Raw genomic sequence first — 20092 nt, 5'->3', positions numbered from 1 at the left:
GTCATTGTCGGGATCCGGGGCCGATCGTCTACTGTAAGAAGTAACAGGTCTACGAGTTTGAAGCAGACAATCAGCGCCGATCAAATCACCACATTACGCACAAACCGCGCCGCCACATCCCCTTCATTGCGATAGGAATGCGGCTGGTTGCTGGCGAACATGAAGAACTCACCGGCGGCGATTCGCTGCGGGGTGTCGCCGAGCATCAACGTCAGGCAGCCTTCGAACACGTAGATCTGTTCGCTCCAGCCATCGGCGTCCGGTTCCGACGGGTAGATTTCCCCCGGTTGCAGGCACCATTCCCACTGTTCCACTTCGCGGGTGGCGGTGGCTTTGGACAGCAGCACCGCTTTGCTGCCAGGAATGGTCCCGGCCCAGGCCAGTTCATTGATGCGGCTCGGATCGCGCACGTCTGGCGCCTGGATCAAGTCGCTAAACGCCACGTCCAGCGCTTCGGCCACGCGGTCGAGGGTGGTCAAACTGACGTTTTTCTCGCCGGCCTCGATCGCCACCAGCATCCGTCGGCTGACCCCGGACTTTTCCGCGAGCGCGGTCTGGCTCATATCGGCGGCGTGGCGCAGACGCCGGACGTTCAGGCTGACGTGCTGGAGGACCGAAGCCCGCGGGGGAGAATCTTTGTGCACTATATTGCTCACTCGGTGGGGTTGGGCAGTATACTGCGCAACATTCGGGCGCATTGTGCGTCCGCTCCAGGTAGCGCGCAAGGCCATGACGTCAGTGAACTCCCCTCAGGCATCTTCCCGTTTCTCGCGGTTCAGCAAGGCCGAGTGCGTGCTGGTACTGATCACGATGATCTGGGGCGGGACCTTTTTGCTGGTGCAGCACGCGATGACCGTCAGCGGGCCGATGTTTTTCGTGGGCCTGCGCTTTGCCGCGGCGGCGTGCATTGTCTCGTTGTTCTCCTGGCGCAGCCTGCGGGCGTTGACGCTGCTGGAACTCAAGGCCGGGTCCTTTATCGGCGTGGCGATCATGCTCGGCTATGGCCTGCAGACCGTGGGCTTGCAGACAATTCCCAGCAGTCAGTCGGCATTCATTACCGCCCTCTATGTTCCGTTCGTGCCGTTGCTGCAATGGCTGGTCTTCGGCAAGCGTCCGGGTTTGATGCCAAGCATCGGCATCATGCTGGCCTTCACCGGGTTGATGATGCTGTCCGGGCCATCCGGTGCCTCGCTGAACTTCAGCCCCGGCGAAATCGCCACGCTGATCAGCACCGTGGCGATTGCCGCCGAAATCATTCTGATCAGCACCTATGCGGGCCAGGTCGATGTGCGTCGGGTGACGGTGGTGCAATTGGCGGTGACGTCGATGCTGGCGTTTCTGATGGTGGTGCCGACTCAGGAAGCGATTCCGCATTTCTCCTGGCTGCTGTTGTGCAGCGCGCTGGGGATGGGTGCGGCGAGTGCGGCGATTCAGGTGGCGATGAACTGGGCGCAGAAGAGTGTTTCGCCAACCCGGGCTACGTTGATTTATGCCGGTGAGCCGGTGTGGGCCGGGATTGTCGGGCGGATTGCCGGAGAGCGACTGCCGGGGATTGCGTTGGTGGGGGCCGGGTTGATTGTGGCGGCGGTGATTGTCAGTGAGTTGAAGACCAAGGGTAAGAATCGCGATCAGGTCGAGGAGGCGCTGGAAAGCGAGACAGCCGATTAATTGATGCTGGCTGTCAGGGCCTCTTCGCGAGCAAGCCCGCTCCCACAGGTGTCTGGTGTACGCCAAACCATTGTGGGAGCGGGCTTGCTCGCGAAGGGGCCGGACATGCTGCAAACAATCCTGCGCAAACCCTGAAAAACCAGCCTATCTCGCCTACCTTGTAGGATCCTGCCACAAGTTGGCGTTTTGCGATCCAGGATCTGGCACGTATGATGCTTCACAAACTTCCGCAGATTAGAAGCCTATGTCCCTGATAGTTCTACTGCTTCTGCCTTTTATCGGCAGCTGTGTCGCGGCCTTGCTGCCACACAACGCGCGCAACACCGAATCGCTGCTGGCTGGCCTGGTTGCCTTGATTGGCACCATCCAGGTCGCCCTCCTGTACCCGCAGATCGCCCATGGCGGCGTCATCCGCGAAGAGTTTTTCTGGCTGCCCAGCCTGGGACTGAACTTCGTCCTGCGCATGGACGGGTTTGCCTGGCTGTTCTCGCTACTGGTGCTGGGCATCGGCACGCTCGTTTCGCTATACGCCCGCTACTACATGTCGCCGGACGATCCGGTGCCGCGGTTCTTCGCGTTTTTCCTGGCATTCATGGGCGCCATGCTCGGACTGGTGATCTCCGGCAACCTGATCCAGATCGTGTTTTTCTGGGAGCTCACCAGCCTCTTCTCGTTCCTGTTGATCGGATACTGGCACCACCGCGCCGATGCCCGTCGCGGTGCCTATATGGCGCTGATGGTCACCGGTGCCGGGGGATTGTGCCTGTTGGCGGGGGTTGTTTTGCTCGGCCATGTGGTCGGCAGCTATGACCTGGACAAGGTCCTGGCCGCCGGCGACCTGATTCGCGCACATGCCCTCTACCCTATCCTGCTGCCCCTGATCCTGATCGGCGCCTTGAGCAAAAGCGCACAATTCCCCTTCCACTTCTGGCTGCCCCACGCGATGGCGGCGCCAACCCCGGTTTCGGCTTATCTGCACTCGGCGACCATGGTCAAGGCCGGGGTTTTCCTGCTGGCACGGCTGTGGCCGTCACTGTCGGGTAGTGAAGAATGGTTCTACATCGTCAGCGGGGCCGGTGCCTGCACCTTGCTGCTCGGCGCGTACTGCGCGATGTTCCAGAACGACCTCAAGGGCCTGCTGGCCTACTCGACCATCAGTCACCTGGGCCTGATCACCCTGCTGCTGGGCCTGAACAGTCCACTGGCCGCCGTGGCTGCGGTGTTCCACATTCTCAACCACGCCACCTTCAAGGCTTCGCTGTTCATGGCCGCGGGGATCATCGACCACGAAAGTGGCACCCGGGACATTCGCAAGCTCAGCGGCCTGATCAAGCTGATCCCGTTCACCGCCACCCTGGCGATGGTCGCCAGCGCCTCGATGGCCGGCGTGCCGTTGCTCAACGGTTTCCTCTCCAAAGAGATGTTCTTCGCCGAAACCGTGTTCATCAACGCCACGGCCTGGGTCGAAATGGCGTTGCCGATCGTCGCGACCATCGCCGGCACCTTCAGCGTCGCCTACTCCCTGCGCTTTACCGTCGACGTGTTCTTCGGCCCGCCCGCCACCGACCTGCCCCACATCCCGCACGAACCGCCACGCTGGATGCGTGCGCCGGTGGAGTTGTTGGTGTTCACCTGCCTGATCGTCGGGATATTCCCGGCGCAAGTGGTTGGCCCGTTGCTCGCGGCGGCGGCCCTGCCCGTGGTCGGCGGCACCCTGCCTGAATACAGCCTGGCGATCTGGCACGGCTGGAACGCGCCGATGATCATGAGTTTGATCGCCATGTCCGGCGGCATCGTGCTCTACCTGCTGCTGCGCAATCAGCTCAAGCGCGGACGCTTCAAGTACCCGCCGCTGATTGGCCGCCTCAATGGCAAGCGCCAGTTCGAACGCAGCCTGGTGGTCATGATGCGCCTGGCCCGTCGCCTGGAGCGACGGATCAGCACCAAACGCTTGCAAACCCAGTTGTTCCTGATGGTGCTCGCCGCCGTGCTGGCCGGGTTGATCCCGATGCTCCACAGCAGCCTGAGCTGGGGCGACCGGCCGAAGATTCCGGGCTCGATTGTGTTCGTGATCCTCTGGCTGCTGGCGATTGCCTGTGCCCTCGGCGCCGCGTGGCAGGCCAAATATCACCGTCTCGCGGCCCTGACCATGGTCAGTGTTTGCGGGTTGATGACCTGCGTGACCTTCGTCTGGTTCTCGGCACCGGACCTGGCCCTGACGCAATTGGTGGTCGAAGTAGTGAACACCGTCCTGATCCTGCTGGGCCTGCGCTGGCTGCCACGCCGGATCGAAGAGGTGTCGCCGCTGCCAAGCACCCTGCGCAAGGCGCGCATCCGGCGTATCCGTGACTTGCTGCTGTCGGCCCTGGTCGGTGGCGGCATGGCGTTGCTGTCCTACGCGATGCTGACCCGCCAGACACCGAACGATATTTCCTCGTTCTACCTCAGTCGCGCCCTGCCTGAAGGCGGCGGCAGCAACGTGGTCAACGTGATGCTGGTGGACTTCCGTGGCTTCGACACCCTCGGTGAAATCACCGTGCTGGTGGCCGTGGCACTGACTGTGTTTGCCCTGCTGCGCCGCTTCCGCCCACCGAAAGAAAGCCTGCAATTGCCGGCCCAGCAGCGTTTGCTCGCACCCGACGTGGTTACTGACCTGGTCAACCCGCGTCAGGCCAGCGACACCGCACTCGGTTTCATGATGGTGCCGGCGGTGCTGGTGCGTCTGTTGCTGCCGATTGCCATGGTGGTCTCGTTCTATCTATTCATGCGCGGCCACAACCAACCGGGTGGCGGTTTTGTTGCCGGGCTGGTGATGTCCGTCGCCTTTATCCTGCAATACATGGTCGCCGGCACGCAGTGGGTCGAGGCGCAAATGAGCCTGCGACCGCTGCGCTGGATGGGCACCGGACTGTTGTTCGCCACGGCTACCGGGCTGGGGGCGATGGTGGTCGGCTATCCGTTCCTGACCACCCACACCTGGCATTTCAACTTGCCGGTGCTCGGCGACATTCATGTCGCCAGCGCGTTGTTCTTCGACATCGGCGTGTACGCCGTGGTGGTCGGTTCGACGCTGCTGATCCTCACTGCCCTCGCCCACCAATCGGTACGGGGTCACAAAACGGCGGCACAACCTAAATCTGCCGCCCTGCCCCGATCCGTTGCCGCCAAAGGAGCCGTCTGATGGAAGAAGTCATCGCAATCGCCATCGGCATTCTGGCCGCGTCCGGCGTCTGGCTGATCCTGCGGCCACGGACATTCCAGGTGGTCATGGGTCTGTGTCTGCTGTCCTACGGCGTCAACCTGTTCATCTTCAGCATGGGCAGCCTGTTTATCGGTAAAGAGCCGATCATCAAGGACGGCGTGCCCCAGGATTTGCTGCATTACACCGACCCGCTGCCACAAGCGCTGGTATTGACCGCCATCGTCATCAGCTTCGCCATGACCGCGCTGTTCCTGGTGGTGCTGCTGGCCTCTCGGGGCCTGACCGGCACCGACCATGTGGATGGCCGGGAGCCTAAAGAATGAATGCGATGACGCACCTGATCGCCGCACCGATTCTGCTGCCGCTGCTGACCGCCGCGATCATGCTGATGCTTGGCGAAAAACATCGCCCGTTGAAAGCCAAGATCAACCTGTTCTCCAGCCTGGTGGGCCTGGGCATTTCCGTGTTGCTGCTGCAATGGACGCAGACCACTGGCGTGCCCGGTTCCATCGGCGTGTACCTGCCGGGTAACTGGCAAGTGCCGTTCGGCCTGGTGCTGGTGGTGGATCGCCTTTCGGCGTTGATGCTGGTGCTGACCGGGATCATCGGCGTCAGCGCCCTGTTGTTCGCCATGGCTCGCTGGGACGGCGCCGGTTCAAGCTTCCACGCGCTGTTCCAGATTCAGATGATGGGCCTGTACGGCGCCTTCCTGACGGCGGACCTGTTCAACTTGTTCGTGTTCTTCGAAGTGCTGCTGGCCGCGTCTTACGGCCTGATGCTGCACGGCTCGGGGCGGGCGCGAGTATCGTCGGGGCTGCATTACATTTCGATCAACCTGCTGGCCTCGTCGCTGTTCCTGATTGGCGCGGCACTGATCTATGGCGTCACCGGCACGCTGAACATGGCCGACCTGGCGATGAAAATCCCGCTCGTGCCTGAGGCTGATCGCGGCCTGCTGCATGCTGGCGCGGCGATTCTGGCGGTGGCGTTCCTGGCGAAGGCCGGGATGTGGCCGCTGAACTTCTGGCTGGTGCCGGCCTACTCCGCCGCCAGCGCCCCAGTGGCGGCGATGTTCGCGATCATGACCAAGGTTGGCGTCTACACCTTACTGCGGCTGTGGACGCTGCTGTTCTCCGGTCAGGCCGGGGCGTCCGCCTACTTTGGCGGCGACTGGCTGATCTATGGCGGCATGGCGACCATCGTCTGCGCCGGCGTGGCAATCCTGGCCGCGCAACGCCTGGAACGCCTGGCCAGCCTGAGCATTCTGGTGTCGGCGGGAATTCTGCTGTCGGCCATCGGTTTCGCCCAGCCGAACCTGATTGGCGCGGCGTTGTTCTATCTGGTCAGCTCGACGTTGGCATTGAGCGCGCTGTTCCTGCTGGCCGAGTTGATCGAGCGCTCCCGTTCGGTGAATGAGATGCCGCTGTACGACGACGGCGACTTGTTGCCACGGCCGATGGAATCCCTGCAACCGCCCAAAGGCATCAACCTCGACGACGAACAAAAAGCCGTGGTCGGCCAGGTGATCCCCTGGACCATGGCGTTCCTCGGTCTGAGTTTCATTGCCTGCTCGCTGCTGATCATCGGCATGCCGCCACTTTCCGGGTTCATCGGCAAACTCGGCCTGCTCAGCGCCCTGCTCAACCCGTTGGGCCTGGGCCATAGCGGTGACGTGCCGGTATCCAACGCGGCGTGGGGCTTGCTGGCATTGCTGGTCCTGTCCGGGCTGGCTTCGCTGATTGCCTTCTCGCGCCTGGGCATCCAGCGGTTCTGGACGCCTGAAGAGCGGCCATCGCCACTGCTGCGACGCTTTGAATGCTTGCCGATCATCGCGTTGCTGGGACTGAGCATTGCGCTGACCTTCAAGGCCGAACCGCTGTTGCGCTATACCCAGGCTGCGGCGGATGCCTTGAACAACCCGCAGCAATACGTGATGGCGGTGCTCGGTACCCGCGCGGTTCCGAGCCCCGAAGCCAAGACCGCGATGGCAGAGGTGCAACCATGAAGCGCCTGTTTCCTGCACCGTGGTTGTCCCTGGCGCTGTGGCTGTTGTGGCTGCTGCTGAACCTGTCGTTGAGCCCCGGCAATCTGCTGCTGGGTGCGATGCTCGGATTCTGCGCGCCGTTGATGATGCGCAAATTGCGACCGTTGCCCATCCGTATTCGGCGACCCGATGTGATTGTGCGGCTGTTTTTCCTCGTGGGGCGCGACGTGGTGACGTCCAACCTCGCCGTGGCCTGGGGCGTGCTCAACGCCGGCCGGCGTCCACCGCGCTCGGTGTTTATCAAAGTGCCGCTGGACTTGCACGACGCCAACGGCCTCGCGGCGCTGTCGATGATCTGCACCGTGGTGCCCGGCACAGTCTGGTCGGAACTGTCGCTGGACCGCAGCATTCTGTTGTTGCACGTGTTCGACCTGGATGACGAAGCGTCGTTTATCGAGCACTTCAAGACCACCTACGAGCGGCCCTTGATGGAGATCTTCGAATGAGCGCCCTGCTGTCGAACGCGATCCTGCTGAGCCTGTTCATCTTTTCCCTGGCGATGATCCTGACGCTGATCCGCCTGTTCAAAGGCCCCTCGGCCCAGGACCGGGTGCTGGCGCTGGACTACCTGTACATCATCGCCATGCTGATGATGCTGACCCTGGGTATTCGTTATGCCAGTGACACCTACTTTGAGGCGGCGCTGCTGATCGCCTTGTTCGGCTTCGTCGGCTCGTTTGCCCTGGCCAAATTCCTGCTGCGTGGCGAGGTGATCGAATGAATGGCGAATTGTCGTTGTGGGTCGAGATCCCGGTGGCGATCCTGCTGGTGCTCAGCAGTCTGTTTGCGTTGATTGGCGCGGCCGGGTTGTTGCGGATGAAGGATTACTTCCAGCGCATGCACCCTCCCGCGCTGGCGTCGACCTTGGGCGCATGGTGTGTGGCGTTGGCGTCGATCATTTACTTTTCAGCACTCAAGTCCGCGCCGATATTGCACGCGTGGCTGATTCCGATTCTGTTGGCAATCACGGTGCCGGTGACCACGTTGTTGCTGGCGCGCGCGGCGTTGTTCCGCAAGCGCATGGCCGGGGATGATGTGCCGGCAGAGGTGAGTAGTCGGCACACAGAGAGTCAGGGTTAGGTTCTGAGGTTTGTAGTGTTTGGGCGGGCCTCTTCGCGGGCAAGCCTCGCTCCTACGGGTTTGGGTTGTTCACCAATGTGTGATTCAACGCGAACCTTGTAGGAGCGAGGCTTGCCCGCGAAGCTTTTCAAATCCAGGCAACCGCCAACAACCCGGCCCCCAACACCACGCACAACGGCGAATAAGCCCAGGTGTCGAGCCGGGCGAATTTCGAATCCTTGACCTGCTTGAAGAACCCCACCAGGTTCGAATCCCCGATCGCCCGGGCGAACATCAGCATCGCAATGGCGCTGATCACCCATTGCAGTGACCAATGCTGCACCGTCGGCAAGTACAGGCCGACCCGCAAGCACACCAGCATCGCGATCAGCAGCAACCCCACCGCGACCAGCAACGTGGCAAACCCCGAAGGCTTGAACGCTGGCCTTGATTCTCCGCCGCCCTCCCCGGGCACTCGCGGCACCGCCGCCTCGCTTCCCAACTTGCCACCTGCCGCCCAATACACATGAATCAGGCTGATCAACAGGAAGATTGCAGCAATCCATTGCGCGACCATTAGGCTCATATTCAGACTTCCAGCGTGAAATGTCGCAGCAGGATGAACTTCATCGAGCATTTTTGTAAGGGTAAATGTCATCGGCGGTGGTAAAGTGCTGCCCCATGAAATTTGCCCGAACTGATCGCATATTGATGGCCTGGATGCTTTATTGCTGCGTCCTGTTCAACGTGTTCGCCTGCAGTATCGGTCATGGGCAAATGGTCGGAATGCAGCTCAACGGCCTCGGCGGCCAGTTCTGTGCCGTGGACCCGACGACCCAGGCACCCGTCGCTTCAAACACCTCCGAAGAAAAGCTGCCGACGCTGTCCAAGGCGTTTGGTTGCCCGCTGTGCTCCACCGGCGGCATGGGCCCGGCGTTCAATTCCAGTCTGACCCTGGCGATCCTTCCGCAACAACACAGCCCACCGCTGGCTGTCGTTGCCGACATTGACCTCCCCGCCCGCTACACCTGGCCGTCAGCCAACCCTCGCGCCCCGCCGTTCGCCTGAACAACTTCGCCTTTCTGATCAGCTCACTTCGCTAACGCGTGGCGTTTGCCTGTGCGCTGTTTCCTAGCCAAGTATTCAGGATTCATCGATGAAACATCTTCCTCTTCTGGCCAGCCTGTTCGGCTGCCTGTCCGTTAACACCTGGGCGCAATCCACTGTCGATCTGGCGCCGATCACCATTGATGGCGAGGACGGTACCGAACCGGGCCTGAGCCTTGATCAATCCAGCGGCATGGCCTCGCGCCTGGGCCTGAGCGTGCGGGACACACCGGCCTCAGTGGCCATTGCCAACCGCAATGACATCGAGCGCCACGGTGCGCAGAACTTCCAGGACGCAGCCAACACCTTGCCCGGCGTGAACGCCAGCGCGCCGCCGGGTTTCGGCGGTTTCGTGTCCTATCGCGGTTTCACCAGCAGCCAGATCACCCAGATGTTCAACGGCATCAATGTCTCCGGCGGCCTCGCCCGCCCAGTGGATGCGTGGATTTATGATCGGGTCGAACTGGTGGGCGGCCCGTCGTCGCTGATCAATGGCGCCGGCTCCGTGGGCGGTTCGCTGAACTACGTGACCAAACTGGCGACCCGTGAAGAGCAAGCCGCCGAAGGCCGGGTCAGCTACGGCAGCTACGACACCACCGAAACCGCATTCGGCCTCAACCACGCCCTCAGCGAAGCCGGGGCGGACGTTCAGCACTACGCGCGACTCGACGTCAGCCACAACACCAGCAACGGCTACATCGACCGTCAGGAGCGCGACGCCTGGAGCGTGGCGTTCTCGCTGCTCAGCGACCTGACGCCGAACCTGTCCCACACCCTGGCCCTGGAATATCAGGACGAACACGAGGACAGCCCCTACTGGGGCACGCCGGTGCTCAATCCCAAGGCCGGCGAATTGAAGATCGACAAACACAACCGTTTCAATAACTACAACGTCGAGGATGGCCGCTACGAGCAACGCACGATCTGGGTGCGCTCGATCATCGACTACCGCATCAACGACAACACCACCTTGCGCAACACCCTGTACCACCTCGACAGTCAGCGCGACTATCGCAACCTGGAAACCTACCAATACAACGCCGACAACAGCGCGGTGAACCGCTCGACGGCGTATCAGGTGCGGCATCAGGGTGAGCAGAATGGCAACCAGTTCGAGCTGCGCCACGACAACACCTTGTTCGGTCTGGACACCACCTGGTCCGGCGGTTTCGAGTACAAGGTCAACCAGACCACCAACTCGCCGCTGAACGTCAAAGGCGCCAGCACCGTTGACCCGAATAATTTCCAGCCGGGCCACTTCTACGACATTCCGGGCACCAATCCGAAGCTGATCAGCGACAAGACCAACGAAGTCACCACCAAGGCGTTGTTCGCCGAGAATCGCCTGGCGCTGACCGACAAACTGGCGCTGCTCACCGGCCTGCGCTACGACGACATTGACCTGGACGTAACCAATCACCGCGCAGTGACCGCCAGCAATCCCCGACACCTCAAGCGCAGTTGGGAACCGGTCACCGGTCGCGTCGGCCTGACCTACCAGTTCATCCCCTCGGCCAACGTCTACGTGCAATACAGCACCGCCGCCGAACAGCCCAATGGCACGCAGGATTTCGACGTGTCCACCGGCAAGCAATGGGAAGTCGGCAGCAAGTTTGATTACCTGGACGGTCGAGGCTCGGCGACGGTGGCGGCGTATACGATCGAGCGCAAGGATTTCGCGGTGACGGATCCGCTGGACCCGACGCAAAGTATTCCGGTGGGTCAGCAAACCTCGAAAGGCATCGAGCTGGCCACGTCTTTCAGGATCACCGACAAACTGTTGGCCGAAGGCAACTTCGCCTGGGTCGATGCGCAGTACGACGAGTTCACCGAGAAGAACGCGGCGGGCGTGGTGGTTTCACGTAAAGGCAACACACCGACCAACGTGCCGGATCGGGTCGGCAACCTGTGGCTGACCTACGACTTCGCGCCGCAATGGCAGGGAGGCGTCGATGCGCGGTACGTGGCTTCAGTGTTTGCCGACAGCGCCAACACGATGACCGTGCCGTCCTACACGCTGTTCGGAAGTTTCCTGAGCTACAAAGTCGACCAGCACACCACCGTCACCGGCCGGGTGCGTAACCTGACCAACGAGGTGTATGCCGAGTTTGCGCATGTGTCGCCGGCGTATTATCTGGGGACGCCGCGGACCTTTGAGTTGGCGGTGCAGACGCGGTTCTAAGAGCAAAAGCTTCGCGAGCAAGCCCGCTCCCACATTGGCTTTGGATGTACACAAATTTTGTGTCCACCTTCAACCCCTGTGGGAGCGGGCTTGCTCGCGAAGGCGCCATCCGCATCACCTCATCACTGAAGACTGGCACTCACCTTATCCGCCACATCCTTCGGCACCCAGGCCTTCCAAACGTCCGGATGCGCCTTCATGAACGCCTCGGCCGCCTGACGCGGGGCGGTGTGTTTCTCGCTCATCTGCGCCAGAGCCTTGTTCAACGGCTCGATCGGCAAATCAACTTTGCTAAAGAACTCGGCAATTTCCGGATGCTGCTTCTGGAACGGTGTGGACACCCCGATCGACAGTTTCGAGGCCAGCGAACGGGTCGGCTTCGGATTCGGGTTGTCGGCGTCGGTCAGGGTTTTCCAGGCTTCGGCGTCAAACGGCGGTTCTTCCAGTTGGATCAACTTGAAGCGCCCGAGTAACGGCGTCGGTGACCAGTAATAGAACAACACCGGTTTGCCACGGCGAATCGACGACGCGATCTCCGCGTCCAGCGCTGCGCCGGAACCGCTGCGGAAATTTACATAGCTGTCGTTCAACCCATACGCCGTGAGCTTTTGTTTGTTGACCACTTCCGAGGTCCAACCGATCGGGCTGTTGAGGAAGCGTCCCTTGCCCGGGCTTTCCGGGTCGCTGAACACGTCCTTGTAGCGTGGCAAGTCGCTGACACTGCGCAGGTCCGGCGCCAGCGGCTTGATGCCTTTGGCTGGATCGCCCTTGATCACGTATTCCGGCACCCACCAGCCTTCGGTGGCGCCCTTGACCGTATCGCCCAGGCTAACGACCTTGCCTTCGGCCTCGGCCTTGACCCACACCGGACTGCGCCCCGCCCACTCTTCGCCAATGACCTGAATGTCATTGTTGGCCAGGGCGGTCTCAAGCGTGATGGTGGTTCCCGGCAATGTATCGGTCGGCAGGCCGTAGCCCTTTTCGACGATGATCCGCAGGATATCGGTGATCAGGCTGCCGCTTTCCCAGTTCAGGTCGGCGAAGTGGATCGGCGCCTGGGCCGCGAATACCGGTACCGGTGAAGCCAGTAAACCAAAGGTGGCCAGGGTAGCGGCCAGCAACCGTCGAAGTCCTTTCATGCTTTTGCACCTCGTGCTGTTCACAGCAATAGCAGGATGGCCTGACAGACAAGACCGCAAGCCTCTGAATACTCAGTCCATTGACTGTAGTAGAGGTTCCCGCTTTTTAGGGATCACGAGGTACGAGGATTACTTTTCAGAAGGTTGCTGCAACCGCACCAGTTCCCTTCGCACCATGCTGGCGTATTCCGCCGGACGCAGGGAATAGATCTGTGACGCCACCCAAGTCAGCCAACCGCCTTGCAGAATGGCCTTCTGGTCGAACAGGCGCTGGGCCTCGGCCTGTGCACTGGCAAGGTTCTGCAGGTGGAAATCGGCGCGGGCCAAGGGCATTACTCGCTGGCCTTGAAGGTCACCAGTTCACCCTTGCGCCACTTGGCGGCCTTGGCCGTCACGGCTTTCAAGGTTTTGGTCAGGCCTTCCTGCAACTGTTGGTGAGCGGCGAACACCATCACCACGCTATGGCCTTCCTTGAACACAATCGCGTGACCGTCAGCGGTGGTGACAAATGCGTAATCGCCCAGGCCATACACCGTCAGTTTGATTTCACGGAACTTGATGTCCAGTTTGCCGCCTTCGCGACTGGGCAACACCGAGGCGCTGAAATGATCGCCGACCTTGAGTTTCAGGCCAGGCTTGTCGTCCACCACCAGCGCTTCTTCGGTATCGATTTCGGCAATGTAGATGCCTTCGGCGTTCTGTTCGGTGACGTAGACAAAACGGGACTGGAACTGTTTAACCAACTTTGCACGCAAATCGCCCAGGACGAACAACGCGTGCATATCAAGATTACTTACTGCCAAGGAAACATCCCCACATCTGAAAATGATGCTGCACGCAGGAAAAACGCACAGCAGAAAAAGCGGCCATGGCGAATGTGTTGCCGAATGAGCCGGGTCAAAATCCTGAACTGAGCAGAGCGCTCATCTATCGCGAGGTCAGTGAGATTACTGGATTGTCACCTGCGCCGTCCTCCCTGACGTTCGCCAAACCTTGAAGGAAAACGCCCTTCTGGCGGCCAGAAAAAGCGGACTACTAACTTTAGGGAAAAAACCCTTCAAGAAAAGCACTTTTCCGACATATCGCCCGTAAAAAATTGCTTTAGATGGACGCCAATCGCCAACAGTGATGGCGATTCTAGAGCAGCGACGCTCATCGAGACTACTCAAAACGACGAACACACGTCGGTAAAAACATGAAAAGGACTTCTTATGTGCACCATGACTCACTTTGCGAAACACTCGACCGCCTCGACAAACCTCCCTGCGAACCTGCATCCCGTGGTGTTGCAAGCCTATGTCCTGGCCTCGCAAACGCTTGTCATGCCGCGCTTTCAGGTGATACCGGCCGGCAAGTCGTTCTTCCACATCAAGGAAACTGCCACCGGACATGTAAGAGGTTTCCGCACTAATCATAACGACGCCTGCACTCTCGCCCGCTCATTGGCGACACGCAACTGACGCCCCACCCTTGTCTTTATCCCGAATGACGTTTCGTCACACCGACGACTTAACTCAGCCGTCGGCCGGCAACTACTGCCATACTGCACAACCCATGAATTCCGGCCCCTCGGCGGACGGCTTTCAATACAACATAATATTTCCAAGGGAAGGCTGCTACGTGACGGAATTTGATATCGGTGAATTTTTTATCCGGGGCGAAGCCAGAGAAGTCGAAGGCGAATTCCAGGCAGTCATTGTGATGCGTGCCAAACCACCCTTGACCACCGTGACCTATCACCAGGTCGAGAAAGATCGCTGGTTCAAGACCTCGGACGTTGCGTTGATCGCCGCCCTGGAAGCCGCCAAGGCCCTGAAGCTGGCGGTCGATGAAGGTGCATTGAAAGCCTGATCCTGCTTTGCCGTCTATGCTCTCTCCTGCTTTCGACCATCGCAATCGAACTCCTGACGCGCGGCTCCCTCAGATGCAGTGAAGCCGCCCCTCAGATCTCGCACTCGACGCGACCCGCAAGGAGATGAACATGGATTCACCGACACACGACTTGAAAGGTTTGTTCGACCAGCTCGGCCTGGACTCCAGCGAGAAGGCCATCGACGATTTCATCGCCAGCCACTCACCGCTTCCCGACGACAAAAAACTGATCGACGCCGAATTCTGGACCCCGCAACAAGCCGGGTTCCTGAAAGAACAACTGCGTGAAGACGCAGACTGGGCGCGAGTGGTAGATGATTTGAACCTGCGGATGCATCAGGTTCACTAGGCAAAACCCCCACCCTTAGTAGCAGGCATTCGCTCGTAGCAACTGCCAAAGTACAAGCCTGCGTTCGCTCGTAGCAGCTGTCGAGGTACGAGGCTGCGTTCGCCCGTAGCAGCTGTCGAGGTACGAGGCTGCGTTCGGCTGCGAAGCAGTCGTGGAATCAGGCTACGCGGTGTTTCAGGAAGACCGCATGCTCAGGTTTTACGACTGCTGCGCAGCCGAACGCAGCCTCGTACCTCGGCAGCTGCTACAAGCTGGCGGCGATACAGGACCACGCACCTAGCGTGGTTTCTCTGGTTTATACCCCAACCGCAACCCACCCCAATGCCTTCCCTTTAGCATGATCGGCACCGACAAATCGTGCATCAACTCACCAGTATCGCGGGTGTAGGTCTGCAACAGCACCGGTTGCTGATGACTGCCACAGCGAATCCCGGTGCGGTCGGCGAACTTGCGTTTGGTGCGGTTCTGCAGAGTGTCGACCTGCACATCACCGGTCAGCGGCTGGCTGAACACCGTGTTATGGGTCGGCACATAGCCCTGCTGCGTGCAGGCGATGGCAAAGACCAAACCTTCATGACGCGGTAGCAACGGTTCCTGGATCGCTGGCAGCACCTGATCGGTGTAACGGTCGAAGCGCGTCTGGAACTTGGCCGGGCTGGTGTTGGGAATCGCCTGGTAATTGCGATCGAACAGGTCATCGAGACTGACCCGGCCCTGATCGATATCCTCCTCAAACCGCGCGGCAATCTGGCTCGCACCTTCCCGAGCCAAGTCATAAATCCGTTGGTGATAGTCGTCCAGCCCGACCTCCGCCAAACGCTCGCTGATGGTTTCGGCCTGCCCTTCCATCTGCACCGCTGCCTTGGCCAAGTGCTGAGTTTGCTGATCGCTGATCGCCAAATCGCTGCGCATCTGTTCGATGGCATGAAACAGACTGTCGAGTTGTTCGCGATTGGTGTCGGCGCCCCGGGCGATTTCCCCGACCTGATGTTCGACACCGGCGGCGAGGCGCGCGATGTTTTCCAGATGCTGGCCGGTGTGCTCCACCTGTTTGACCCCGACGTCGAGGTCGCTGGAGAGCTGGCGGATCTGCTCCACCACTTGCGCGGTGCGTTGCTGGATGTCGGCGACCATCTCTCCTACTTCGCCGGTGGCTGTCGCGGTGCGTGCGGCCAGACCGCGAACCTCGTCCGCCACCACGGCAAACCCGCGACCGTGCTCCCCGGCGCGTGCCGCTTCGATGGCAGCATTCAGTGCCAGCAAATTGGTCTGGCTGGCGATGGACTGGATCACCAGGGTAACCCGCTGAATGTCATCGCTGCGCAGGCTCAGGGCTTCGATCAGTTCACGACTGGCACTGGCGCGCTGGCTGAGCTGATGCATGCGCGAGATCGATTCGATCAGTTCGGTGCGCCCGGCGGCACTGCTCTCGTGGGCCTCACTGGCAGCGGTCAAGGCTTCTCGGCTGAGCGTCGATGTGGCTTGTTCGGTGGAAATCATCACTTCAGCGTTGCTGACGATCCGCTTGGCCGCATCGAGTTGCGATTGCACCTTCTCGGCCAGTTGCTTGACCGAAAATGCCACGCCCGCAGCGGACAACGCGTTGTGACTGGTGGTGTAGGAAAGGTCGCGGGTCAGCTCGGCGATCGCGCTTGAGCTGTCGACGGGGATTAAATCGGGGATCGCGCGCGAACGCAGGCGCGGCAGCCAGATGATCAGCACGGCCACGGGCAGGCCGATATAAAGCGAAGCGCCACCCAAGGTCATGCCACAGAGCAACAGCACCAGGGCGATGCTTTGCAAGGTCGGCGTCAGCCACAGGTTTTTCGGCGCAAGCACTGGTGCAGGCACATGCCCAACCAGAGATCCGTCTCTCGTCATCTTCGTCACCCCATGCGTTTTCTATTTGTTGTGACTGCATTAAACGCCACTAATGGGCCATTATCTATGGTCCGTTCGTAGTGGATGCTGCAGCAGGTCAATAGAAGTGCGGGGGATTTTCAGACGGCAAAAAGCTTCGCGGGCAAGCCTTGCTCCTACAGGATGTGTGCAGGAGCGAGGCTTGCCCGCGAAGTGGGCGTTACCGAATCAAGCCTGACGCTGGTGCTTGTCGATTTGCTCGTGGCGCTCTTGAGCTTCGATGCAGTACTTGGTGGTCGGGCTGATCAGCAGGCGTTTCAGGCCAATGGCCTCGCCGCTGTCGTCGCACCAGCCGAAGCTGTCTTCTTTGATGCGTTCCAGAGCCTGTTCCAACTGAGGCAGCATGCGTTGGTCGCGATCGATCGCGTTGACCAGCCAGGTGCGCTCTTCTTCAACGGAAGCAGCGTCGGCCGGGTCAGCCGGGGTGTCCAGGCTTTCGATGGCGATGCGGTTCTGTTCGATGCGCTCGTGGGTTTCGACTTTCATGTTCTGCAACAGCTCGTAGAAAAAAGCATGTTGCTCGGCATTCATGTAGTCATCCGCCGGCATGGCCAGCAACTTGTCCTTTGTCATTGATATCTCTATAAAAAAACGTGCATTAAGGCGAATTAGGGAGCGTTCCGTCGGACCTCGTCGGCCGTCGGAAAGGCGCCATGTATTCCAAGCGCCACCCGGCACTCAATTTACGAGGGGCGGCAGTCTAAGGCCGACTTGAGGCCTCAGCAACTGAAAAGACAGCGAATTTGTCCGACAACACCCGGAAAGTGCTCTATGGCAGCCGTTGTGGTGGTTATCGGAGTGCGTTTATAGCAAGAAATTCAGTCCAGCGGCTGTATATAGAAGACAAACGGCTGCGCCACGCGGGTCAGGCGTGGCGCATTTTGCTGTTTATTGCAGTTTCAGCGTTTGAGTTTGCGCTTGTTGCGGTACTGGTCGATGACCACCGCCACCACAATGATCAGCCCCTTGATGATGTCCTGAATATACGCATCGACCCCGACAAAGGTAAAGCCGCTGGCCATCACCCCGAGAATCAACGCGCCGATCACCGTGCCAGTGATGCGCCCTACCCCGCCCGCCAGGCTGGTGCCGCCGATCACTGCCGCGGCAATCGCATCCAGCTCATAGGACATGCCCATCCCGGCTTGCCCGGTCGCTGCTCGGGCCGAGGCCACCACGCCAGCCAGACCGGCAAGCAACCCGGCGATGCTGTAGACGATCACCAGATGCCGTTTGACGTTGATCCCGGAGGTCCGCGCCGCCTGCATGTTGCCGCCGATGGCGTAGGTGTATTTGCCGTACTTGGTGTAGCGCAGGGCGATGTGGAAGATTACCGCCACCACCAGGAAGATGATCACCGGCATGGCGCCGTGGCCGATGGCGGTGTAGGAATCGGACAACATGCTCACCGGTTGGCCTTCGGTGTAATACCGCGCCAAACCACGGGCCGACACCATCATGCCAAGGGTGGCGATGAACGGCGGGATCCCGGTCACAGCAATGATGCTGCCGTTGATCGCCCCCGCCAGCAGTCCGACCCCGAGCCCGGCAATCACCGGTATCCACACCGGCAAGTCAGTCAACGACGGAAACACCGCCCGGGCAAAGTCCGAGGTCTGGGCCAGGCTGGCGGCAATCATTGCCGACAGCGCCAGCACCGAACCGGAGGACAAATCGATACCGGTGGTGATGATCACCTGGGTCACGCCGATCGCCAGCAAACCGATGATCGACACTTGCAGGATCATCAGCACCAGGCGCTGGGAGTTCATCAGGAAACTCTGGTCGCGCACGATCCAACCGAACACCTCAAAGACCAGGCCAATGCCAATCAGCACCAGGAAGATGCTCAACTCGGTCGGAAAGCGCCGACGACTCTTGGTCGGTGCCGTTGCTGGCTTGTTTTCCAGTATCGCGTTCATAACCACTCACCCTTTTATCGCGTCGCCAGCGCTGGCCGCAGCCAACGCCAACATCAATTAGTGAACCGCGGACATGCCCGAGGCCAGTTGCATCACCCGTTCCTGGGTCGCTTCGCTGCGGTCGAGGGTGCCCATCAGGTCGCCCTCGTGCATGACCATCACCCGGTCGCTCATGCCGAGCACTTCCGGCAGTTCCGAGGAAATCATGATCACCGCCATGCCTTCGCTGGCGAGGTAGGAGATCAGCCGATAGATCTCGGCCTTGGCGCCGACATCGATGCCACGGGTCGGCTCGTCGAGGATCAGGATTCGTGGATTGGTCATCAGCCAACGCGCCAGCAAGGCTTTCTGCTGATTACCGCCGGACAGTGTGTCGATGCACTGCTCCAGCGACGGGGTCTTGACCCGCAGCTTCTTGCACATGTCTTCGCACAACACCCGCAAGGCTTTCTGCTGGATAAAACCGTGACCGGCGTAATGCGGCAGCACAGCCATTTCCATGTTTTCCAGCACCGACAGGCACGGGAACAGGCCACTGAGCTTGCGATCCTCAGTCAGCAGCGCGAAGCCCTTCTCGATCGCCATGTGCGGATCGCTGATGCGCACCACCTCGCCGTCGAGGCGAATCTCGCCGCCGTCGCTGGGGGTGATGCCGAAAATCGCTTCGGCGACGTTGGTCCGCCCAGAGCCCATCAAGCCAGCAAGCCCGAGAATCTCCCCGGCATGCAGGTCAAAGGACACGCCTTTGAAAATCCCGTCGAGCTTGAGGTCGCGCACCGACAGCAGCAGATCGCCAATCGGCTTCTCGCGCACCGGGAACAACTGGCTCAGCTCGCGGCCGACCATCATCGAAATCAGGCTGTCGCCGTCCATGCTGTCGGCCCGTTGCAGGCCGATGTAGGCGCCGTCGCGGAACACTGCTACTTCATCGGCGATGGCGAACACTTCGTTCATTTTATGGGTGATGTAGATGATGCCTTTGCCCTGACTCTTGAGGTCGGCAATGATCGAGAACAGATGGGCCACTTCCTTGTCGGTGATGGCCGAAGTCGGTTCGTCCATGATCAGCACGTCGGAGTCGTAGGACACGGCTTTGGCGATCTCGACCATCTGCCGTTCGGCGATGCTCAGGTTGCCGACCTGCTCTTCCGGGTCGAGGTTGATGCGCAGGCGTTCCAGCAGTTTCGCGGTGCAGCGATGCATTTCGCGGTGATCGATCATGTGCAGGCCATTGAGCTGCTCACGACCGATCCAGATGTTTTCGGCGATGCTCATGTGCGGCATCAGGTTGAGTTCCTGGTGGATCATCGCGATCCCGGATTGCAGGGCCGACAGCGGCGTGTCGAACACCACCGGTTTGCCCCGCAGGCGAATCTCGCCGGCGTCCGGTTGGTAGATGCCGGCGATGATTTTCATCAGGGTCGATTTGCCCGCGCCGTTCTCGCCCATCAGGGCCAGCACCGAACCGGGGCGCACCCGCAGTTGCACATCGGACAAGGCCACCACACCGGGAAAACCCTTGCTGACGTTGATGATCTCCAGCAGGTACGGCTCATCGACAGGTGTTGCGGTTGGCTGGATACCCACCAACGGGGTGCTCGAAGCAGTCGCTGAAGCGAACATGATCA

The 20092-nt window shown here is 60.3% G+C and carries 20 protein-coding genes and 1 pseudogene; 12 read left to right on the top strand and 9 right to left on the bottom strand.

Annotation, left to right across the window (positions count from 1 at the left end; translation table 11 throughout):
* Positions 1-80: 80 nt before the first annotated feature.
* Positions 81-644 carry a helix-turn-helix domain-containing protein gene (locus ACIOYV_RS02225; RefSeq protein WP_401320464.1) on the bottom strand — a complete coding sequence of 188 codons (564 nt, stop codon included), beginning with the start codon at positions 642-644 and terminating at the stop codon, positions 81-83.
* On the opposite strand from ACIOYV_RS02225, the pseudogene ACIOYV_RS02220 reads away from it, so the two are divergent.
* The 7 genes and pseudogenes from ACIOYV_RS02220 (at position 639) to ACIOYV_RS02190 (ending at position 7994) form a co-directional block, all read left to right on the top strand.
* A pseudogene (locus ACIOYV_RS02220) lies at positions 639-1668 on the top strand (DMT family transporter). The gene ACIOYV_RS02225 and the pseudogene ACIOYV_RS02220 overlap by 6 nt on opposite strands.
* A gap of 244 nt (positions 1669-1912) precedes the next feature.
* Positions 1913-4849: a monovalent cation/H+ antiporter subunit A gene (locus ACIOYV_RS02215; protein WP_401320462.1), complete on the top strand. Its 2937-nt coding sequence runs from the start codon at positions 1913-1915 to the stop codon at positions 4847-4849.
* The gene (locus ACIOYV_RS02210; protein ID WP_054052801.1) at positions 4849-5193 is read left to right on the top strand and encodes a Na+/H+ antiporter subunit C; all 345 of its coding nucleotides are present in this window, start codon (positions 4849-4851) and stop codon (positions 5191-5193) included. Before ACIOYV_RS02215 ends, ACIOYV_RS02210 begins: the two co-directional genes overlap by 1 nt.
* Complete coding sequence (locus tag ACIOYV_RS02205) at positions 5190-6875, top strand: monovalent cation/H+ antiporter subunit D (protein WP_401320459.1); 1686 nt, start codon at positions 5190-5192, stop codon at positions 6873-6875. Before ACIOYV_RS02210 ends, ACIOYV_RS02205 begins: the two co-directional genes overlap by 4 nt.
* Positions 6872-7360: a Na+/H+ antiporter subunit E gene (locus tag ACIOYV_RS02200; protein WP_401320455.1), complete on the top strand. Its 489-nt coding sequence runs from the start codon at positions 6872-6874 to the stop codon at positions 7358-7360. The genes ACIOYV_RS02205 and ACIOYV_RS02200 overlap by 4 nt, the downstream gene beginning before the upstream one ends.
* Positions 7357-7635, top strand: a complete 279-nt coding sequence (locus ACIOYV_RS02195; RefSeq protein ID WP_054052807.1) for a K+/H+ antiporter subunit F — start codon at positions 7357-7359, stop codon at positions 7633-7635. The genes ACIOYV_RS02200 and ACIOYV_RS02195 overlap by 4 nt, the downstream gene beginning before the upstream one ends.
* Positions 7632-7994 carry a Na+/H+ antiporter subunit G gene (locus ACIOYV_RS02190; protein ID WP_054614405.1) on the top strand — a complete coding sequence of 121 codons (363 nt, stop codon included), beginning with the start codon at positions 7632-7634 and terminating at the stop codon, positions 7992-7994. The genes ACIOYV_RS02195 and ACIOYV_RS02190 overlap by 4 nt, the downstream gene beginning before the upstream one ends.
* A 127-nt stretch (positions 7995-8121) precedes the next feature.
* Here ACIOYV_RS02190 and ACIOYV_RS02185 read toward each other — a convergent pair whose 3' ends face one another.
* On the bottom strand, positions 8122-8559 hold the full coding sequence (locus ACIOYV_RS02185) for a DUF3995 domain-containing protein (protein ID WP_265038991.1): 438 nt from the start codon (positions 8557-8559) through the stop codon (positions 8122-8124).
* 95 nt (positions 8560-8654) lie between these two features.
* Here ACIOYV_RS02185 and ACIOYV_RS02180 point away from each other — a divergent pair, with 95 nt between their 5' ends.
* A complete protein-coding gene (locus ACIOYV_RS02180; protein WP_401320451.1) occupies positions 8655-9041 on the top strand; it encodes a DUF2946 domain-containing protein in 387 nt (128 codons plus the stop codon).
* Between the two features lie 88 nt (positions 9042-9129).
* Entirely contained in the window at positions 9130-11262 is a 2133-nt protein-coding gene (locus ACIOYV_RS02175; RefSeq protein WP_401320448.1) for a TonB-dependent receptor, read from the top strand.
* A gap of 122 nt (positions 11263-11384) precedes the next feature.
* Here ACIOYV_RS02175 and ACIOYV_RS02170 read toward each other — a convergent pair whose 3' ends face one another.
* The 3 genes from ACIOYV_RS02170 to ACIOYV_RS02160 all read right to left on the bottom strand — a co-directional run bounded on the left by ACIOYV_RS02170 (position 11385) and on the right by ACIOYV_RS02160 (position 13204).
* Positions 11385-12401, bottom strand: a complete 1017-nt coding sequence (locus tag ACIOYV_RS02170) for an ABC transporter substrate-binding protein (RefSeq protein WP_054052817.1) — start codon at positions 12399-12401, stop codon at positions 11385-11387.
* Positions 12402-12530: 129 nt separating this feature from the next.
* On the bottom strand, positions 12531-12734 hold the full coding sequence (locus ACIOYV_RS02165; RefSeq protein ID WP_401320445.1) for a hypothetical protein: 204 nt from the start codon (positions 12732-12734) through the stop codon (positions 12531-12533).
* Positions 12734-13204 carry a hypothetical protein gene (locus ACIOYV_RS02160; RefSeq protein ID WP_401320442.1) on the bottom strand — a complete coding sequence of 157 codons (471 nt, stop codon included), beginning with the start codon at positions 13202-13204 and terminating at the stop codon, positions 12734-12736. The genes ACIOYV_RS02165 and ACIOYV_RS02160 overlap by 1 nt, the downstream gene beginning before the upstream one ends.
* A gap of 408 nt (positions 13205-13612) precedes the next feature.
* Here ACIOYV_RS02160 and ACIOYV_RS02155 point away from each other — a divergent pair, with 408 nt between their 5' ends.
* The 3 genes from ACIOYV_RS02155 (at position 13613) to ACIOYV_RS02145 (ending at position 14622) form a co-directional block, all read left to right on the top strand.
* On the top strand, positions 13613-13861 hold the full coding sequence (locus ACIOYV_RS02155; protein WP_401320439.1) for a hypothetical protein: 249 nt from the start codon (positions 13613-13615) through the stop codon (positions 13859-13861).
* A gap of 160 nt (positions 13862-14021) precedes the next feature.
* The gene (locus tag ACIOYV_RS02150; protein ID WP_054052825.1) at positions 14022-14252 is read left to right on the top strand and encodes a hypothetical protein; all 231 of its coding nucleotides are present in this window, start codon (positions 14022-14024) and stop codon (positions 14250-14252) included.
* A gap of 130 nt (positions 14253-14382) precedes the next feature.
* Complete coding sequence (locus ACIOYV_RS02145) at positions 14383-14622, top strand: DUF2789 domain-containing protein (RefSeq protein ID WP_054052826.1); 240 nt, start codon at positions 14383-14385, stop codon at positions 14620-14622.
* A 276-nt stretch (positions 14623-14898) separates the two neighbouring features.
* On the opposite strand, the gene ACIOYV_RS02140 is transcribed toward ACIOYV_RS02145, so the two are convergent.
* The 4 genes from ACIOYV_RS02140 to ACIOYV_RS02125 all read right to left on the bottom strand — a co-directional run bounded on the left by ACIOYV_RS02140 (position 14899) and on the right by ACIOYV_RS02125 (position 20087).
* Positions 14899-16122 carry a methyl-accepting chemotaxis protein gene (locus ACIOYV_RS02140; RefSeq protein WP_401322563.1) on the bottom strand — a complete coding sequence of 408 codons (1224 nt, stop codon included), beginning with the start codon at positions 16120-16122 and terminating at the stop codon, positions 14899-14901.
* A 588-nt stretch (positions 16123-16710) separates the two neighbouring features.
* On the bottom strand, positions 16711-17115 hold the full coding sequence (locus tag ACIOYV_RS02135; RefSeq protein ID WP_010459637.1) for a TraR/DksA family transcriptional regulator: 405 nt from the start codon (positions 17113-17115) through the stop codon (positions 16711-16713).
* Positions 17116-17441: 326 nt separating this feature from the next.
* Positions 17442-18464 carry an ABC transporter permease gene (locus tag ACIOYV_RS02130; RefSeq protein ID WP_054052830.1) on the bottom strand — a complete coding sequence of 341 codons (1023 nt, stop codon included), beginning with the start codon at positions 18462-18464 and terminating at the stop codon, positions 17442-17444.
* A gap of 57 nt (positions 18465-18521) precedes the next feature.
* Complete coding sequence (locus ACIOYV_RS02125) at positions 18522-20087, bottom strand: sugar ABC transporter ATP-binding protein (protein ID WP_163914378.1); 1566 nt, start codon at positions 20085-20087, stop codon at positions 18522-18524.
* Between the last annotated feature and the right edge of the window lie 5 nt (positions 20088-20092).

It is taken from the genome of Pseudomonas sp. NPDC087342, from assembly GCF_044744265.1.
Lineage (GTDB): Bacteria > Pseudomonadota > Gammaproteobacteria > Pseudomonadales > Pseudomonadaceae > Aquipseudomonas > Aquipseudomonas nunensis.
The sequence above is the reverse complement of the archived record's forward strand: the minus strand, read 5'-3'. Positions and strand labels throughout refer to the sequence as shown.

Bases quoted from the DNA above. Each gene is read 5' to 3' on its own strand.
- ACIOYV_RS02215 (WP_401320462.1), top strand. From the start codon at position 1,913: ATGTCCCTGATAGTTCTACTGCTTCTGCCTTTTATCGGCAGCTGTGTC.
- ACIOYV_RS02210 (WP_054052801.1), top strand. From the start codon at position 4,849: ATGGAAGAAGTCATCGCAATCGCCATCGGCATTCTGGCCGCGTCCGGC.
- ACIOYV_RS02205 (WP_401320459.1), top strand. From the start codon at position 5,190: ATGAATGCGATGACGCACCTGATCGCCGCACCGATTCTGCTGCCGCTG.
- ACIOYV_RS02200 (WP_401320455.1), top strand. From the start codon at position 6,872: ATGAAGCGCCTGTTTCCTGCACCGTGGTTGTCCCTGGCGCTGTGGCTG.
- ACIOYV_RS02195 (WP_054052807.1), top strand. From the start codon at position 7,357: ATGAGCGCCCTGCTGTCGAACGCGATCCTGCTGAGCCTGTTCATCTTT.
- ACIOYV_RS02190 (WP_054614405.1), top strand. From the start codon at position 7,632: ATGAATGGCGAATTGTCGTTGTGGGTCGAGATCCCGGTGGCGATCCTG.
- ACIOYV_RS02185 (WP_265038991.1), bottom strand. From the start codon at position 8,559: ATGAGCCTAATGGTCGCGCAATGGATTGCTGCAATCTTCCTGTTGATC.
- ACIOYV_RS02180 (WP_401320451.1), top strand. From the start codon at position 8,655: ATGAAATTTGCCCGAACTGATCGCATATTGATGGCCTGGATGCTTTAT.
- ACIOYV_RS02175 (WP_401320448.1), top strand. From the start codon at position 9,130: ATGAAACATCTTCCTCTTCTGGCCAGCCTGTTCGGCTGCCTGTCCGTT.
- ACIOYV_RS02170 (WP_054052817.1), bottom strand. From the start codon at position 12,401: ATGAAAGGACTTCGACGGTTGCTGGCCGCTACCCTGGCCACCTTTGGT.
- ACIOYV_RS02165 (WP_401320445.1), bottom strand. From the start codon at position 12,734: ATGCCCTTGGCCCGCGCCGATTTCCACCTGCAGAACCTTGCCAGTGCA.
- ACIOYV_RS02155 (WP_401320439.1), top strand. From the start codon at position 13,613: ATGTGCACCATGACTCACTTTGCGAAACACTCGACCGCCTCGACAAAC.
- ACIOYV_RS02145 (WP_054052826.1), top strand. From the start codon at position 14,383: ATGGATTCACCGACACACGACTTGAAAGGTTTGTTCGACCAGCTCGGC.
- ACIOYV_RS02140 (WP_401322563.1), bottom strand. From the start codon at position 16,122: ATGATTTCCACCGAACAAGCCACATCGACGCTCAGCCGAGAAGCCTTG.
- ACIOYV_RS02135 (WP_010459637.1), bottom strand. From the start codon at position 17,115: ATGACAAAGGACAAGTTGCTGGCCATGCCGGCGGATGACTACATGAAT.
- ACIOYV_RS02130 (WP_054052830.1), bottom strand. From the start codon at position 18,464: ATGAACGCGATACTGGAAAACAAGCCAGCAACGGCACCGACCAAGAGT.
- ACIOYV_RS02125 (WP_163914378.1), bottom strand. From the start codon at position 20,087: ATGTTCGCTTCAGCGACTGCTTCGAGCACCCCGTTGGTGGGTATCCAG.